This window comes from Corynebacterium pelargi, assembly GCF_014635485.1.
GTDB classification, from domain to species: domain Bacteria; phylum Actinomycetota; class Actinomycetes; order Mycobacteriales; family Mycobacteriaceae; genus Corynebacterium; species Corynebacterium pelargi.
In genome coordinates this window covers 97,765-113,771 of record NZ_BMCX01000003.1, presented here as the reverse complement: position 1 = coordinate 113,771, position 16,007 = coordinate 97,765, and the positions used below count along the sequence as shown (strand labels likewise).

At 59.1% G+C, this 16,007-nt stretch carries 16 protein-coding genes; 11 read left to right on the top strand and 5 right to left on the bottom strand.

Annotated elements, in window-relative coordinates; genetic code table 11:
- The 5 genes from IEU99_RS06960 (at position 1) to IEU99_RS06940 (ending at position 4,912) form a co-directional block, all read left to right on the top strand.
- Positions 1-789 (top strand): NUDIX hydrolase, encoded by a 789-nt coding sequence (locus IEU99_RS06960; protein ID WP_128889995.1) that lies wholly within the window; start codon positions 1-3, stop codon positions 787-789.
- A complete protein-coding gene (locus IEU99_RS06955; RefSeq protein WP_128889994.1) occupies positions 790-1,935 on the top strand; it encodes a THUMP-like domain-containing protein in 1,146 nt (381 codons plus the stop codon).
- A gap of 96 nt (positions 1,936-2,031) precedes the next feature.
- Positions 2,032-2,820 carry an electron transfer flavoprotein subunit beta/FixA family protein gene (locus IEU99_RS06950; protein WP_128889993.1) on the top strand — a complete coding sequence of 263 codons (789 nt, stop codon included), beginning with the start codon at positions 2,032-2,034 and terminating at the stop codon, positions 2,818-2,820.
- Positions 2,821-2,833: 13 nt separating this feature from the next.
- Entirely contained in the window at positions 2,834-3,790 is a 957-nt protein-coding gene (locus IEU99_RS06945) for an electron transfer flavoprotein subunit alpha/FixB family protein (RefSeq protein ID WP_128889992.1), read from the top strand.
- Positions 3,791-3,793: 3 nt separating this feature from the next.
- The gene (locus IEU99_RS06940) at positions 3,794-4,912 is read left to right on the top strand and encodes a cysteine desulfurase family protein (protein WP_128889991.1); all 1,119 of its coding nucleotides are present in this window, start codon (positions 3,794-3,796) and stop codon (positions 4,910-4,912) included.
- A 15-nt stretch (positions 4,913-4,927) separates the two neighbouring features.
- Here the strand turns inward: IEU99_RS06940 and IEU99_RS06935 are convergent, their stop codons facing one another.
- Positions 4,928-5,818: a spermidine synthase gene (locus IEU99_RS06935; protein ID WP_128889990.1), complete on the bottom strand. Its 891-nt coding sequence runs from the start codon at positions 5,816-5,818 to the stop codon at positions 4,928-4,930.
- 211 nt (positions 5,819-6,029) lie between these two features.
- Between IEU99_RS06935 and mnmA the strand changes: the two genes are divergently transcribed.
- Both mnmA and IEU99_RS06925 read left to right on the top strand, forming a co-directional pair.
- Positions 6,030-7,130, top strand: a complete 1,101-nt coding sequence (gene mnmA, locus IEU99_RS06930) for a tRNA 2-thiouridine(34) synthase MnmA (RefSeq protein ID WP_128889989.1) — start codon at positions 6,030-6,032, stop codon at positions 7,128-7,130.
- Positions 7,127-8,080 (top strand): uroporphyrinogen decarboxylase/cobalamine-independent methonine synthase family protein, encoded by a 954-nt coding sequence (locus IEU99_RS06925; RefSeq protein ID WP_128889988.1) that lies wholly within the window; start codon positions 7,127-7,129, stop codon positions 8,078-8,080. Before mnmA ends, IEU99_RS06925 begins: the two co-directional genes overlap by 4 nt.
- 7 nt (positions 8,081-8,087) lie before the next feature.
- On the opposite strand, the gene IEU99_RS06920 is transcribed toward IEU99_RS06925, so the two are convergent.
- Positions 8,088-8,768, bottom strand: coding sequence for a 3'-5' exonuclease (locus IEU99_RS06920; RefSeq protein WP_128889987.1), 681 nt, complete (start codon positions 8,766-8,768; stop codon positions 8,088-8,090).
- Between the two features lie 97 nt (positions 8,769-8,865).
- On the opposite strand from IEU99_RS06920, the gene ligA reads away from it, so the two are divergent.
- Positions 8,866-10,914: an NAD-dependent DNA ligase LigA gene (gene ligA, locus IEU99_RS06915; protein ID WP_229718420.1), complete on the top strand. Its 2,049-nt coding sequence runs from the start codon at positions 8,866-8,868 to the stop codon at positions 10,912-10,914.
- On the opposite strand, the gene IEU99_RS06910 is transcribed toward ligA, so the two are convergent.
- Entirely contained in the window at positions 10,911-11,573 is a 663-nt protein-coding gene (locus tag IEU99_RS06910; RefSeq protein ID WP_128889986.1) for an ACT domain-containing protein, read from the bottom strand. The two genes, ligA and IEU99_RS06910, sit on opposite strands and share 4 nt — an antisense overlap.
- 157 nt (positions 11,574-11,730) lie before the next feature.
- Between IEU99_RS06910 and gatC the strand changes: the two genes are divergently transcribed.
- Both gatC and gatA read left to right on the top strand, forming a co-directional pair.
- Positions 11,731-12,030, top strand: coding sequence for an Asp-tRNA(Asn)/Glu-tRNA(Gln) amidotransferase subunit GatC (gene gatC / locus IEU99_RS06905; RefSeq protein ID WP_123960369.1), 300 nt, complete (start codon positions 11,731-11,733; stop codon positions 12,028-12,030).
- Positions 12,031-13,515, top strand: coding sequence for an Asp-tRNA(Asn)/Glu-tRNA(Gln) amidotransferase subunit GatA (gene gatA, locus IEU99_RS06900; protein ID WP_128889985.1), 1,485 nt, complete (start codon positions 12,031-12,033; stop codon positions 13,513-13,515).
- Positions 13,516-13,572: 57 nt separating this feature from the next.
- Here gatA and IEU99_RS06895 read toward each other — a convergent pair whose 3' ends face one another.
- Positions 13,573-14,067, bottom strand: coding sequence for a GNAT family N-acetyltransferase (locus IEU99_RS06895; protein WP_128889984.1), 495 nt, complete (start codon positions 14,065-14,067; stop codon positions 13,573-13,575).
- A 125-nt stretch (positions 14,068-14,192) separates the two neighbouring features.
- On the opposite strand from IEU99_RS06895, the gene IEU99_RS06890 reads away from it, so the two are divergent.
- Positions 14,193-15,554, top strand: coding sequence for an MDR family MFS transporter (locus IEU99_RS06890; RefSeq protein WP_128890838.1), 1,362 nt, complete (start codon positions 14,193-14,195; stop codon positions 15,552-15,554).
- Between the two features lie 63 nt (positions 15,555-15,617).
- On the opposite strand, the gene IEU99_RS06885 is transcribed toward IEU99_RS06890, so the two are convergent.
- Positions 15,618-15,956, bottom strand: a complete 339-nt coding sequence (locus IEU99_RS06885; protein WP_128889983.1) for a hypothetical protein — start codon at positions 15,954-15,956, stop codon at positions 15,618-15,620.
- Positions 15,957-16,007 lie beyond the last annotated feature (51 nt).

The window sequence follows — 16,007 nt, the reverse complement described above, 5'->3', positions numbered from 1 at the left end:
ATGACTAGCGCTACGGCGCTCGACGGGCGAAGATTAGCCGCTACCGTGCTGCTACTGCGCGATAGCGTGGACGGACTTGAGGTGTACGTCCAAGAGCGCGTGTCTTCCATGCCCACATTCCCCAACACCACCGTCTTTCCGGGTGGGGGAGTAGACCCGCGCGACTTCCTGCTCGACCCATGCGATAGCCCACTCATCGGGGATTCCCTCGAAGACTGGGCCCAGCGCCTGCATGTGAACCAAAACCAAGCCCAAGCACTGCTCTTTGCCGCAGTGCGAGAGCTCTTCGAAGAAACCGGCACCTTCCTCGTCGCCTTTGCCAACGGCAAACGCATCGGCACCGCAGCGCCTTTTCACCAACAAAGGATCATGCTCGAAAGCCACCAGATGTCGCTGGCCGAGGTGTTAGACGATCACAACCTCAAAATCCGCACCGACCTGCTCAGGCCTTTCGCGCGCTGGCACAGCCCCAAACAAGACCGCCACCAATTCGACGTTTTCTCCTTCGTGGCAGTCCAACCACCCGGCCAAGAACCCGATGGCAACACCCCAGAGGTGTCCTCGACGGGATGGTTTGCCCCCTCACTCGTGCTCGACGGATGGCGCGCCGGGCTGCTCAGGCTGGTGCTACCCACCTGGGCCCAACTCAAGGCGTTGAGCCACTTCAACTGCGTCCAGGACGTGCTCGAACACCTCAAAGACCCAAACATGCAACCAATGAGCGAACACATTGCCGCCGGGGACTACTTTGAAGAGTTCATGACATTCCAGCCCCCAAGGCGGTTCTAAGTGGCACTGAGCATCGAAGAAGTGCGCTACCTGCGCACGCACTTTCAGCGCGTGCAAGCAGCACTCGAAGCACTAGGCCCGCAGCACAAAAAAGACCAGATGCGCCAGGCGACGGAGCTTCGCCAACAATTCGGCGACGCTGGCCGAGCCGTCATGGAATTGGCAAGCGCCAGGGCCAAAAGCAACCTGCCGCACACCTGGCTTGTAGATCAAGACTCCGCACAACAAGCCACCCACCCGCTAGTGGCAGCACAGCGAGCCAAACGCATCGCCAATGCCATGCCCGGAGCCACCGTGGCAGACGTGACCTGCTCGATCGGTGCAGAACTTGCAGCCTTATCCGCCGAAGGGCTACGCGCCATCGGCTCGGACATCGACCCAGCGCGCCTGGCCATGGCCCAGCACAACGTTCCAGGCACCGCCTTGCTCCAGGCCGATGCGCTTGCCCCAGCAGTGCGGGCAGATGTGATGATTGCCGACCCGGCTCGCCGCAGCGCAGGCAGGAGGATCTGGAAGCCCGAAGATCTTCAACCACCGCTTCCCACCTTGCTCGACACCTGGCAGCACACCCCCTGTGCCATTAAATGCGCCCCAGGGTTGCAGTACTCGTTTTGGGAAGGCGGCGTATCAGTGATCAGCGTGGATGGGGGTGTAAAAGAACTCTGCCTCTACTCACCTGCGCTGCTGCAAGGCCGCGAAGCAGTGGTGATCAGTAGTACTGGAGCTATGGACACGCTGTACTCGGATATGCCAGATGACGTAGACATCAGCGAACCGCGCCGCTACATCATCGACCCCGATGGTGCCATCGTGCGCGCCGGGCTGGTGCGCCACTATGCTCACCGCGAATCGCTGAGCATGCTGGATCCACATATTGCCTACCTCACCGGCGATAGCATCCCGGAGGGTACGAGTGGTTTCCCCTTCATCGAAACGGTGGGGCTCAAACAGCTCAAAGCGAAACTCAAAGCCTACGACTGTGGTTCGCTTGAGATTTTGGTGCGCGGGGTGGATGTTGATCCCGATCGCTTGCGCAAGCAATTGAAATTGCGCGGCAGCAAGCCGATGGCGGTGGTGATTGCCCGCATCGGCGATGGTGCCTGCGCGATGATTTGCCATCCGCGCCAACACCGCGCAGTAGCGTAGACTGCTGAGAGTTGGGCAGCCTACGCTTTCAACACTGGTGGGGCTGCCGGTTTTGATAGGAATAAAACGAAAAACGCCGAAGGGTGGATGTTGTAGATGCCAGCAATCGTTGTGTTGGTCAAACACGTGCCAGATACCTGGTCAACGCGCACGTTAGAAGAAGACTTCACCATGGATCGCGACAATGTCGACTTGGTTATTGATGAAGTCAATGAGTACGCCGTGGAACAGGCGCTTCGCCTCAAAGAAGCCAATGATGGCTACGAGGTTGTAGCACTTACCGCAGGTCCTGCCGGTGCCGAAGAGGCACTGCGCAAGGCGCTTGCCATGGGTGCAGATCGCGCTGTGCTGCTCCAAGACGATGCCCTTGCCGGTTCCGATGTCCTTGGCACCAGTTGGGCGCTGTTGAATGCCATCAACCAAATTCCGGATGTGCAACTCGTTATCACCGGTGCCGCATCCTCGGATGGATCCATGGGGCAGGTGCCTGGCATCCTGGCCGAGTACCGCCAACAGCCGGCGCTGACCTACCTCAAGAGCATCAGCATCGAAGGCGATACCGTCCGCGGCACCCGCGAAACCGCCGATGGCGACTTTGAGATCGAAGCCAGCCTTCCGGCCGTTGTCTCGATTAGCGATAAAGCCGATAAGCCGCGTTTCCCGAACTTCAAGGGCATCATGGCAGCGAAGAAGGCCGAGATCCAGACCTTCAACCTCGCAGCCATTGGTGTGGCAGCAGAACAGGTTGGTTTGGCTCATGCCGCTACCGCCGTGACCCAGGCTCAAGAGCGCCCCAAGCGCGAAGCCGGCGAGCGAATCTACGGCAACCCAGAGGAATTGGCTGCCAAGATTGCTCAGTTCCTGGCCGACGAGAAGCTGATTTAGAAAGGCAAACCCTATGGCAACTGTGTATGTACTGGTCGAGCACGCCCAGGGTGAACTCGTACCCACCACCGCTGAACTGATCACCGCCGCCAAGAACCTCGGAGAAGTCACCGCGGTCGTTGTTGGCACGCCCGGAACGGCAGAGCCTTTGCGTGAGGCTCTCGCTGAACTCGGTGCCGCGAAGGTTGTGGCCGCCGAAGCCGAAGATGCCGATGAGCGCATCATCATGCCACACACCGACGCACTCTCCATGCTGGCTGCAGCGCAGCCAGGCCCGATCGTGATCGAGGGCGGCGCCCACGGCAATGAGATCGCCGGACGCCTCGCCGCGCGGCTTTCCTCTGGCGTCTTGTGCGACGTGGTGGACATCCACGCCGATCGCACGGCATCGATGTCCATCTTTGGCGATTCCATCGACGTCTCCGCAGCCGTGGGCGGCACCTGCCCCATCTACACGCTGCGCCCCGGCGCCATCGAGGCAAAGCCCCAGGCTGCCGCGGGAGAACTCGATACCCTGGCCTTGCCAGCAGCCAGCGAGAAAGACGTCAAGGTCACGCGCTTTATCCCCACCGAGCGCGGGGATCGCCCCGAACTCAGCCAGGCCAAGGTGGTTGTAGCAGGTGGCCGCGGAGTGGAATCCGCCGAAGGCTTTAGCGAGCTCGTCGAGCCGCTTGCCGACGAGCTCGGCGCCGCCGTTGGTGCTACCCGCGATGCCGTCGATGAGGGCTTCTACCCAGCGCAGTACCAAATCGGCCAAACCGGTGCGACCGTCTCACCCGATCTCTACATCGGCCTCGGAATCTCAGGCGCAATCCAGCACACCTCCGGTATGCAGACGGCGAAGAAGATCGTGGTGATCAACCCCGATGAAGACGCGCCATTTTTCCAATTGGCGGACCTGGGTGCCGTCGGTAACGCCGAAGAAATCGTGCCAGCGCTAATCGAAGCAATTCGCGAGCAGCGCAGCTAAACCGTGCCTCGCTTTTTTGATCACGCAGCCACCGCGCCCATGCGCACGGTGGCTCAGAAGGCATGGCTGGAGCACGCCGACCTGCTCAATGCCGGCGGCCAATACGCCTCGGGTAGGCGAGCGCGAAGCGTGCTGGATGAGTCCAGAGAAAGCATCGCCGAGCTTTTAGGCTGCGAGCCGATCGAGGTGATCTTCTGTGCATCAGGCACAGAGGCCGACAACCTCGCACTGCAAGGCCTATGGCTGAACAAAGGCCGCGGCAAAGTGATCGCCAGCGGTATCGAGCACCCGGCGGTACTGGAGACTGTTCGTCACCTTGAATCTCAAGGCGCGGAAGTAACCTGGCTGCCGGTCGGCTCCGATGGGGTGGTCGAAGGGTATCGCGAGGCATTTGAGGGCGAAGCCTCGGTAGCCACCCTCATGATGGCGAATAACGAAACCGGGGCCATCCAACCTGTGCAGGACTTCTGCGATGCAGCAGGGCGGATTCCCGTCCACATTGATGCGGTACAGGCAGTCGGCCACATCCCTGTGCACTTCCATGAACTTGGCGCGACCACCCTTGCAGCCAGCGCCCACAAATTCGGCGGGCCAAAGGGCATGGGCCTTTTACTTGCACAACGCAGCCCAGCTCCTTCGGCAGTACTGCATGGCGGTGGCCAGGAACGCGGAATCCGCCCCGGCACTCACGATGTAGCCGGAGCCGCAGCAACCGCAGCGGCCCTGCGCGAAGCCGTAGAAGAGATGCACAGCGAGCAGCAACGCCTGACTGCTTTAAAGGAAACCTTGCGCAGTGCTATTGCGGGGATTGAAGATACGGTCATCCACACACCGGAGGATTCCCTCCCAGGGCATGTGCATGCATCATTTTTAGGGGCAGAAGCCGATAGCTTGATCATGCTGCTGGATGCTCAAGGCTTTGAGGCCTCGACGGGCTCGGCATGTTCTAATGGTGTTAATCGCGCCAGCGAAGTCCTGCTGAGCATGGGAGTGCCCTATACCACCGCACGCAGTGCGGTTCGCTTCACCCTTGGTCGCGCGAGCTCCGAGGAAGATGTTGCAGAGCTCATTGCAGCGCTGCCGTCGCTGGTAGAGCGCGCCCGCCTGGCCGGTATGGCCTAGCTTCTGCGGTGGTGGCTAGGCCTCATCTGCTGGATCATACAACACAGACCCAGCAGAACTAAAGTCACTGGTCCAGCGCTGATCTTTGTACTGAGCGGGTACGGCACCGGCTAAGAGATTGCGTTGAATCTGTTGCAGTGCGGTGTCTTGGGGCAGTGGTCGGTCGCTGCCAATGAGCACGATATTGCCGTAGCGCCTTCCTTTGAGCATCGCTGGATCTGCAATGCAGGCTGTGTGGGCAAAGACTTCCTGCATACTGCGCAGCTCGGACTTGGCTAAGTGCAGATCCCGGTGATCGCCGCAATTAGCCAAATAGAGCCCGCCGGGGGCTAAGGATCGGGCACAGGCCTGCATAAACTCCACGCTGCTGCAGCGTTCGGGGGTGCGATTGCCTAGGAAGACATCGCGGATGATCACATCGCGAGAATGCGGCTGAAATGCCTCCACGGATTCGCGGGCTTCTGCCGCGCGAATTTTCAATTGCGGCGCGCGAGGTAGATCGAACCATTGGCGCACTAATTGGGTGAGCTTTTCATCCAATTCGATGACGGTGTTGCGCGCGTTTGGCCAGCGGGCGCAACAATACCGGGCCAGGCTGCAGGCACCGCCGCCGAGATGTGTAAGACGCAATTGGTGTTCGGGTACTGCTGTGGACTCGAACCACGCCAGCATCTCCGCCATCCAGCGCATATATTCAAATTCCAATTGCAAAGGATCCGGGTGAATATGGCTCGACGGCACACCATTGACGAGCACCTCCCAGGCGCCCGGTTGGAAGGGATCTTCGCGCACCTCCACCTCGCCGGTGGAGGTGGCAACGGAATGCGGACTCAATGCTTGTTGTTGTGCTTGGTGTTGCGAAGATCGGCGCTGTGATGATTGGCGTTGGCTGCGGCTGCGTCCCATAATGTGGGCTACTTTAATCGCCTTGGCACTATGGCTTCGAACGCTGGTGATCGCCGCATGTGTTCGCATCTGCCGTAGCCAAGCGACTATGCTGGCATGGTTTTGGAATTGCAGCAGTGCTGTACCGATAAGCAGCAGTGCCGTGCTGAAAGGGCAGCGGTGCAGTGTTTTATAACTGTTGCGCGTTTGAACAAGGGAAAGGAACTCAGCGATGCGGGTGTTAGCCGCGATGTCTGGTGGAGTCGATTCTGCCGTTGCTGCAGCACGAGCTGTTGCCGCAGGCCACGAGGTGGTAGGTGTGCATCTTGCGTTATCGCGAGATCCCCAATCCGTGCGCGAATCCTCCAGAGGCTGCTGCTCCTTGGAAGATTCCGCAGATGCCCGCCGTGTGTGCGATAAGCTCGGCATTCCTTTTTATGTGTGGGACTTTTCCGAGCGCTTCCAAGAAGACGTGATCGATGATTTCATCGACTCCTATGCCGCAGGCGAAACACCCAACCCTTGCTTGAGGTGCAACGAGAAGATCAAATTCGCGGCTCTGCTGGAACGCGGTATCGCCCTTGGATTCGATGCCGTTGTCACCGGCCACTACGCACGGCTTACGCAACCAGCCGATGGCGGCGATGGGTACTTGCGCCGCGGCGTGGATCCAAACAAGGATCAGAGCTACGTCCTTGGCGTGCTCAGCGCGAAAGAAATCGCCCACTGCATGTTCCCGGTCGGCGATACGCACAAGCCGCAGATTCGCGAAGAAGCAGCAGGCATGGGCTTTTCTGTGGCCAAAAAGCCAGACTCCTATGACATCTGCTTTATTCCCGATGGCAACACCCAGGCTTTCTTAGGCAAGCACATTGGTGTGCGCCCGGGGGCTATTCGAGACACTGAAGGCAACACCCTGAAAGAACACGATGGCGCGTGGAATTTCACCATTGGCCAGCGCAAGGGGCTTGACATCAAACAGCCTGCCGCCGATGGCAAGCCACGCTATGTCACCGATATTGATGCCCAAAGCGGCACGGTGACTGTGGGTTCGCGTGAAGATCTGCTGGTGGATCAGATCGTGGCCGATCGCCTGAAGGTGTTGCACCCGGCCATGCGTGGCGAGTTTGAGGCAGAAGTGCAGGTGCGTGCCCACGGCTCTGTGGTGCCGTGCCGCGCCGAGGTGGATCTGGAAGCCGATGAGATGAAGCTCTATCTGCATGAACCGCTCAGTGGCGTGGCCCGTGGGCAGGCAGCGGTGCTGTATCTGAAGGATCCCGATGGCGATATCGTCCTGGGCTCCGGAACGATCATTGCCACGGCTCGATCATGAGCTCGATGGCCTATGGGCTCCTGCCGGGTCAATCCATCGAGCAGGCAGCAGACGTTATTGCCGGGGAATCCGAAGGCCCGCGCGCACTGCCGATTTTGCCCCAACGCGGCGTCTATTCCGATGCACTCGCATCGACCTTGGCCTTTATCCAAGAGCTGCCCGTCGACCTTGGCCCTCGTGCTTGGATGATCCAGCAGCGCCCACAATTGGCCACCATGAGGCTTCGGCGACGCCTCCGCGATGACCTCGATCTGATCCAGGCGCAATGGGGTGAATACGGCGAGCTCAAACTGCAAATCTGCGGGCCGTGGACGCTCATCAGCGCCGTTGAATTAAGCAATGGCCACCGCGTGCTTTCTGATGCGGGTGCAAGCCACGACATCAGCGCCATGCTTGTCGACGCCACCGCAGAGCATATCCAAGGACTGAAACAGCGCTTCGCTGCAGATCATGTGGTGGTGCATATCCTTGAACCAGCCGTGCATCGCCTTGCCAGTGGCACCATGCCCGGGACGAGCGATTTTGACGTGATTGCTGCCCGCAGCCCGAAGTTGCTCGGTGAACACGAACACGGCGTGATCGAGCAGCTTCGAGCCCGCACAGGCGCGAAGGTTTTCTTAGACCTGGGCACCCGCCCTTTGATGCCGATGGCACAGATTGCCGCCGCCGATGCATTGGTGCTGTCTCCTACAGCGGCGCTGCAGTGGCCACATGACCAGCTCGATGGTCTAGCCGCTTGGCTTGGCCGCGGAGCTCTGGCATGCACCGGCTCAGAGGATCCGCGTGATCGTGCCACGGGCGTGCTCAACCTGATTCGCGAGCTCGGCTACCCGCCAGAAACGGCAACGCAGGCGATCATGCTTGATGATCCTCAAGCAAACACCGATCTCCTTGGTGCCGCACAAAGCATCGCCCATGCCCGCGAAGCCTCGCGGATGCTGCAGGGATAATCCCGCCTTAGCGGCTTTGCATCGGCCAGGAGGTATTGACCGTTGATGCGTCTTTGCCTTGTTGCTCAAGGTATTCGCGGAAACGCTGCTGAGCCTCAAAGTATTGCACTGCCTGAAACTCCATAAGCTGATCGAGCGATTTAGAAGCAATTTCCTCGGCAAAGACTTGCTTTGCCTGCTTCCACGCAACGCGAGCTGCCGCCAGTGCATCCGAGGTTGCCTCGTGGGCATTGTCGATCTTGACGTGATAGTGCTCGCACACATCGCTTAAGGTTCTTTTGCCCTTGCGGTATGGATCGAGCACCTTGTCCATGACGAAGGGATCATACACCGGGCCTGTGACATAAAACGATGGCTCAAGCTGATTGAGCACCGTGAGGTCATAGGCTGCGTTATAAACCACCAAGCAGTAGCCCTGCTCCCAGGCCTGCTGAATGGCCTGAATGGTATGCGCTAACACCTCGGCATGTGGTTTGCCATGCTCGCGGGCGTATTCGGTACTAATGCCGTGCACTTTGGCGGCGGCCTCGGGGATTTCTACGCCAGGATCTGCCAATAACTCGGTGGGGTGGGCGCCTTGAGCGTCGATACGCACTAGGGCAGAGGTGACAATTCTTGCCTCAAAGGGATTCGCGGAGGTGGTTTCAAGGTCAAAGGACAGCACTTTGGTGGGATCGAAGGAGTTCATGACTCAAACCATAGACAACCACCTCCGATTCCCGTGCCATATGTGCCAAGAACAGCGCAGACGCTGGGATCGGGGGTCTTTAGCTACACTTTGGGGCGTGACTGAGCACCCCAATAATCCTCATCAACAATGGCAACAACTCGCCGCAGAAGTCCGGCATCACAGAGAGCTGTACTATAACGGCACTCCCGAGCTCAGCGACCAAGCATTCGACGAGCTCTTTTCATCCCTGCAGCGCTTAGAGGAGCAATATCCCGAGCTACGCACTCCCGATAGCCCCACCAGGGAAGTGGGTGCTCCAGTATCCGAACAATCCAGCTTTGCCAACGTCGAGCACCTCGAGCGGATGCTCAGCCTAGACAATGTGTTTAGCGAAGATGAGATGCGCGATTGGCTGCAACGCACACCAGCGCCGGCATACTTATGCGAGCTCAAAATCGACGGGCTTTCTTTAGACCTGGTCTACCGAAATGGCGTGCTCGAAAGGGCGGCCACCCGAGGCGATGGCCGAGTAGGAGAAGACGTCACCGAAAACGCGAAGGTGATTGAAGGCATCCCGCATCAGCTCGAAGCCTCAAAGACCTACCCCATTCCCGAGCTGCTTGAGGTGCGCGGTGAGGTATTCATCGCGGTGGAAGATTTCGGCTTAGTCAACGAACAACGCCAGCGTGAGGGTGGTAAGCCCTTTGCTAATCCTCGCAACGCTGCTGCAGGATCGTTGCGACAGCACGATGTGGCCTCGGTGCGCAAACGCAAGCTCAAGATGATCTGCCACGGCATTGGGGCTCGTGAGGGTTTCCAGCCTGAATCGCAGCACCAGGCTTATCAGGCGCTTGAGGCATGGGGTTTGCCTGTCTCTCCCTACACCAAGCAAGTAAAGAGTGCCGAAGCAGTGCTCAAACAGGTGCGCTACTGGGAAAAGCACCGCGGCGATGCCACCCATGAAATGGATGGGCTGGTAGTCAAGGTGGATGACTTCGCACTGCAACGCCAACTCGGGGCAACCTCGCGCGCGCCGCGCTGGGCCATCGCCTATAAGTACCCACCGGAAGAGGCCGTGACCAAGCTCAATGACATCCAATGCGGCGTCGGCCGTACCGGAAGGGTCACACCTTTTGCCATCCTGGAGCCGGTGTTTGTCTCAGGCTCTACCGTTTCCATGGCAACGCTGCACAACCAGACTGAGGTCAAGCGCAAAGGCGTGCTCATCGGCGATCACGTGGTGGTGCGAAAAGCAGGGGAGATTATCCCCGAAGTGCTCGGCCCGGTAGTAGAGCAGCGCACAGGCCAAGAGCGGGAGTTCGTTTTCCCCGAGCACTGCCCAAGCTGCGGCACCACCTTGGCGCCGCAAAAGGAAGGCGATGCCGACTGGCGCTGCCCGAACCGTCGCTCTTGTCCGGCGCAGCTTTCTGCTCGCCTGACCTACATCGCCAGCCGAGCAGTATTCGATATCGAAGCTCTCGGAGAAAAAGCAGCCCAAGACCTCGTGGCATCGAAGGTGCTCGAAGACGAAGCAGGCTTATTCTCATTAACCCGAGAAGACCTGCTTAAAACCAAGATTTATGTGCGCGCCCGCGATGGCCAACTCAACCAAAGTGGAGAAAAGCTTTTGCGGAACCTCCAAGTGGCAAAGCAAACGGATCTATGGCGCGTGATCGTGGCGCTTTCCATTCGCCACGTAGGGCCCACTGCCGCTCGCGCAATCGCCGGAAAGTACCACAGCCTAGAGGCCGCTCAAGCGGCAAGCGTTGAAGAACTCGCCAGTGTCGAAGGCGTGGGCACCGTCATCGCCCAGAGCTTCCATGAGTGGTTCAAGCACGACTGGCACCGCGCCATCGTGCAACAGTGGGCAGCCGATGGCGTGACCATGGAATCCAACCCAGAGACCCTCGCCGAGCAGACGCTCGAAGGCTTGAGCATTGTGGTGACCGGCGGGTTGGAAGGATTTACCCGCGATTCCGTCAAAGAGGCGATCCTTGCCCGAGGTGGCAAGGCAGCGAGCTCAGTATCCAAAAAGACCGACTACGTAGTGGTTGGTGCCAACGCCGGATCCAAGGAGCAAAAAGCCCGCGATCTGGGACTCACCATCTTGGATGAGCAAGCCTTTGTGCGTCTGCTCGAAGAAGGCCCGGCGGGCCTGGATTAACTCAGCACGGCATCGAGAATCTGGCAGAGGTGGCCAATGTGTTCCACCTCGCTGGCCAAGAAGTCCGGGCCACCGGGTCTGCCAACCACCAGCACCAGGCCGTGGCGCTCTAGGGGCGCTGCGGCCAGGGAAGAGTCAAGCAAAGCCCAAGATTCAGGGATCCACGATTCGGATTCTGCATTGAGAATTCTGGCTTGATCAATACGCACCGCTGGAGGGTTTTGGCCGCTTTCTTCAGGAGCAGCCACCGAAGCAGTCACACGCTGGAAACGCTCGGTGTTGCCATCAAGCAGAATTGCCCACGCAGAGGTCAGCACCTGGGGGATTTTATGCACCAGGTGGTCGAGCTCACGAGAACGAGTGGATTCGCCGGCAACAGAGGCGAGCATCGCGATTTGCCCGCGACGGTCAACCCGGCCGGAGAAGGGGCGGATGGAATCAACTTCCACACCCTCTACCTCTTGAGCAGCGCTAATGATTGAATCGGCCATGACACCACTTGGCAGATCAATCACCATGTCGTCCATGACGGTGCCATCAGGAAAGGCTTCCACCACATCCACGGAGACGATATTGGCATCGACGGTGCCGATGGCGTCGGCAAGCCTACCCAAACTGCCCGGGCTGTCGGGGATTAAAACACGGATCAGATAAGACATCGGGAATTCTCCAGCAGTAGCGGTACAGTGCCACCTATCCTAACGCCCCGCCCCACCCGAGGCTGAGCGCCGGGGTGCAGTACTATGGTTTGGCAACCACTGCCACCGCATCAGACGGTGGCTTGAGCATGACAAACGATCATAAGGATGAACGCCCGTGCCCGAGATTACGCGCGACGAAGTCGCCCACTTGGCCAAGCTTGCCCGGCTGGCACTGTCGGATGAAGAACTGGATCAATTTGCCGAGCAGATTGACGGCATCATTGGCAACGTCAGCGATGTGCAAAAGGTGGCGGCCGAGGGAGTTGAGCCAATGAGCCACCCTCACTCGATCGATACCGCAATGCGAGAAGACGTGGTGGAACAGATCCTTACCCAGGAGCAGGCCTTGAGCCAGGCACCAAAGGTTGATCAGCACCGCTTTGAAGTTCCGCAGATTTTGGGGGAGCAGGACTAAATGAACAACTACCTGGTACCAAATGAAGGCCTTGCCTCGAAAACTGCCGCCGAGCTGGCGCAGATGATTCATTCCCGTGAGGTCAGCTCACGCGAAGTCACCCAGGCTCACCTTGACCGCATCGGAGAAGTCGATGGAACCCTGCACGCCTTCTTGCACGTTGGTGCGGAGGAGGCGCTCAAGGCCGCCGACGCCGTCGATGAGGCACTGGGTCGCGGAGAGGCACCGGCTTCCAATCTTGCCGGCGTGCCGTTGGCCTTAAAAGACGTCTTCGTCACCACCGATGCACCCACCACCTGTGCGTCGAAAATGCTCGAGGGCTATATCGCCCCCTATGACGCGACCGTGACCAAGAAGATCCGCGAAGCTGGTATCCCCATTTTGGGCAAAACCAATATGGACGAATTCGCCATGGGATCCTCCACGGAAAACTCCGCCTATGGGCCTACCTTGAACCCCTGGGATATTGAGCGCACCCCCGGCGGTTCCGGTGGTGGCACCTCCGCGGCCCTTGCTGCCGGTTTGGCACCGCTTGGCATCGGCACCGATACCGGCGGCTCGATTCGCCAACCAGCCGCATTGACCAACACCGTTGGCGTCAAGCCCACCTATGGCACCGTTTCTCGCTACGGTCTGGTTGCCTGCGCATCCTCACTGGATCAGGGTGGCCCTACCGCTCGCACTGTGCTCGATACGGCACTGCTGCACGAGGTGATTGCAGGCCACGATAAATACGACGCCACCAGCGTTGAGCGTGCCGTGCCCGATGTTGTGGCAGCAGCCCGCGAGGGCGCGAAGGGCGATCTGCGTGGCCTCAAAGTTGGTGTGGTCAAGCAATTCGACCGCGAGGGCTATCAGCCGGGTGTGCTCGAGGCCTTCCACGAAAGCGTCGACAAGCTCACCAAGATGGGCGCGGAAATCGTCGAGGTGGACTGCCCGCACTTCGATGATGCGCTCGCTGCCTACTACCTGATTCTGCCCTGCGAGGTTTCAAGCAACCTCGCGCGTTTCGACGGCATGCGCTACGGCCTGCGTGTGGGCGACGATGGCACCCACTCCGCAGAACAGGTGATGGCGCTAACCCGTGCCGAAGGCTTCGGCCCTGAGGTAAAGCGCCGCATCATCTTGGGCACTTATGCGCTATCGGTGGGCTACTACGACGCCTACTACCTCCAAGCACAGCGCGTGCGTACCCTGATCGCCCAGGACTTTGCCCAGGCGTTCAACCAAGTTGATGTGCTCGTCTCGCCAACCACGCCCACCACCGCCTTCAAGCTGGGCGAAAAAGTGGCAGACCCGTTGGCAATGTATAACTTCGACCTGTGCACCCTGCCGCTGAACCTGGCCGGACTATGCGGCATGAGCGTGCCCGCTGGTCTGGCTTCGGATACCAAGCTGCCAGTTGGTTTGCAGATCATGGCTCCCGCCTTTGAGGATCAACGCCTCTACAAGGTTGGTGCCGCCTTCGAAGCAGCCCAAGGCTAAAAGCGAAAGAAAAATGCCCCGGTGACAAACCGGGGCATTTGCTTTTGGTGTGAGGGATTAGAAGACCTTCTGCATGACCTGGTAGCCCTCGTCGCTTTGACGCACGAGCTCAAAGCCCATGCGCTCATACACATTGCGGGCGCGATCATTGTCGTCGGAAACGCACAAGGAAACCCCCGGGACGCCCTCGGTCTCTAAGCGTTCGAAGCAGCGGCGGAACAGCTCGCCTGCCAGGCCCATGCCGCCGAAGCGTGCTTCCACCGCGATGGCGATTTCGGGGTAGGCGGCGTCGACAAAGCCACGGCCGTGGTGTTGCTCATCGCCCCAGGTCCACCAGATCCCGCCTGCGGGGATGAAGTGCTGGTCGAAGATGATCACACCGTCTTCGGGTTTCCAGCTATGGACATAAAAGTCGGTGTCCTGGTCAAAGCCCTTGCTGAGCTCGCCGTGTTCATCGCCGAAAGTATCGGTGAGGAAGTTCAGGCGCGCGATATAGCTAACGTCACGTTCATTGGTGGCACGGAAATCGAACTTATTAGATGTCTTACTCATACCCTTGCAGTGTAGCTGGAAGGAGTATTCTTGCCAGGCAAGCCTTTGCATAGGTGCCCATAGGGCAGCGAGTGCAACGTCGAAGAAGGAGCCGAGTGACACAGCGCAACGCCGAATACCCCAGTATGCCGCTACCGGAACGCCAAGCTTGGCCGGCACTGATCGCACTCTGTGTGGGATTTTTCATGATCCTGCTGGATCAAACCATCGTCGCAGTGGCAACCCCAGTGCTGCAGGATTCCTTGCATGCCTCCTATAACGAAGTCATCTGGGTTACTTCAGCGTATCTGCTCACCTTCGCGGTGCCACTGCTGATCACCGGGCGCCTCGGGGATAAGTTCGGGCCAAAAAACGTCTATATCCTCGGCATGGCCATCTTCACGTTAAGCTCCTTGGCCTGTGGCTTTGCCCCCAATATGACCACGTTGATCATCGCTCGTGCCGTCCAAGGTTTGGGTGCCTCGCTGCTCACGCCTCAGACCATGAGCGTGATTAACCGCATTTTCGCCCGCAACCGCCGTGGCGCGGCACTTGGCGTGTGGGGCACCACTGCCGGTTTAGCCACCCTGGCAGGCCCCACCCTCGGCGGGCTGATCACCTCCACCATCGGCTGGCAATGGATCTTCTTTATCAACGTCCCGCTCGGTGTGGTCTCGGTACTGGCAGTGGCCAAGTGGGTTCCGCGATTCCGGCCCATTGAAAGGAGCATCGATGGTCTTTCCATGCTGCTTTCAGTGGTGGCCGTGGCCTCGGTGATCGTCGCACTCCAAGAAGGCGAGCGTGAACAATGGGGATGGCCGATCTGGGTGCTTTTGGCATTCGGCTTTCTTACCGCCTACGCATTTGTTCGCCAGCAAGCACGAGCAGAAGCCGCCTCCAAAGAACCACTGGCACCGCTGGAGCTGTTTGGTTTTAGGAACTTCTCCCTGGGCAATATCGGCATTGCGGTTATGGGCTTTGCCGTTGCGGGCACGCCACTGCCCGTGATGCTCTACCTGCAGCAGGTGCATGAATACAGTGCCTTAAAGGCCGGATTGTTTATGGTGCCGCAGGCCTTGATTTCTGCTGTGCTCTCGCCTTTTGTGGGCCGTCTAGCCGACCGAGTTTCACCAGGGCGTTTAGCCGCACTTGGCTTTAGCGTGCTTTCTTTGTCCTTCTTCCTGCTGGGATTTGCCATGACACTTGGGCTTGCAGGTGGTTGGTTCCTCGGCATCATGGTGATCCAAGGCCTGGGCAATAGCGTGATCTGGGCACCGAACTCCACCTCCACCATGCGAGATTTGCCCCACGCGCTCATGGGCGCAGGCTCAGGGGTATATAACACCACCCGCCAGGTGGGTTCAGTGGTGGGCTCGGCCGCTGTGGGTGCGGTGTTGCAATGGCGCGTGAGCGTGACGGATATGGGCACGGCCTATGGTCAAGCCATCATCCTGGCCGCAGCCGTATTGATCATCGGCGCCATAAGTTCAGCCGCCGCTAAAGACTAGGCGCGAAGCTGCCCGGAAGTCTTAAAGCGACGGCGTGGAGAAATGTGAGCCTCTTGGCGTTGCTTACTTCAGATCACTAAGTACGCAGGCCGCACCAGCGGCAACACCGGTAACCGTGAGCACCGCAGGCCATGGGCCAATCTTTTTAGCCAAGGGGTGGCTGAGACCAAATGCGCCAACATAGGTGCCAACAAGGGCGGCGGTGGTGGGGATATCAGTCTTCTTTGCCCAAGAGCGGCCAGCGTAGGCACCAGCGGCAGCAAGGATCACGCCACCGAGTGGGCGGATGCCAGTTTCACGGGCGGTGAGCCAGCCACCGATCAATCCGGTGACCACTACTGAGGCGGTATTGACTTCTTTGGCGGGCTTCAAGGGGAACTTTGAGTTATCGCAGATGCTCATACCACTGCAATGTACCCCCGGTTACGTGATCGCGTGCGGACTTGGGTAAGG

Coding starts and splice junctions, on each gene's coding strand:
- IEU99_RS06925 (WP_128889988.1), top strand. CDS start 7,127: ATGAGCTCGATGGCCTATGGGCTCCTGCCGGGTCAATCCATCGAGCAG.
- IEU99_RS06935 (WP_128889990.1), bottom strand. CDS start 5,818: ATGGGACGCAGCCGCAGCCAACGCCAATCATCACAGCGCCGATCTTCG.
- IEU99_RS06895 (WP_128889984.1), bottom strand. CDS start 14,067: ATGAGTAAGACATCTAATAAGTTCGATTTCCGTGCCACCAATGAACGT.
- IEU99_RS06890 (WP_128890838.1), top strand. CDS start 14,193: ATGCCGCTACCGGAACGCCAAGCTTGGCCGGCACTGATCGCACTCTGT.
- mnmA (WP_128889989.1), top strand. CDS start 6,030: ATGCGGGTGTTAGCCGCGATGTCTGGTGGAGTCGATTCTGCCGTTGCT.
- IEU99_RS06910 (WP_128889986.1), bottom strand. CDS start 11,573: ATGTCTTATCTGATCCGTGTTTTAATCCCCGACAGCCCGGGCAGTTTG.
- IEU99_RS06920 (WP_128889987.1), bottom strand. CDS start 8,768: ATGAACTCCTTCGATCCCACCAAAGTGCTGTCCTTTGACCTTGAAACC.
- IEU99_RS06885 (WP_128889983.1), bottom strand. CDS start 15,956: ATGAGCATCTGCGATAACTCAAAGTTCCCCTTGAAGCCCGCCAAAGAA.
- IEU99_RS06945 (WP_128889992.1), top strand. CDS start 2,834: ATGGCAACTGTGTATGTACTGGTCGAGCACGCCCAGGGTGAACTCGTA.
- gatA (WP_128889985.1), top strand. CDS start 12,031: ATGAACAACTACCTGGTACCAAATGAAGGCCTTGCCTCGAAAACTGCC.
- IEU99_RS06960 (WP_128889995.1), top strand. CDS start 1: ATGACTAGCGCTACGGCGCTCGACGGGCGAAGATTAGCCGCTACCGTG.
- IEU99_RS06950 (WP_128889993.1), top strand. CDS start 2,032: ATGCCAGCAATCGTTGTGTTGGTCAAACACGTGCCAGATACCTGGTCA.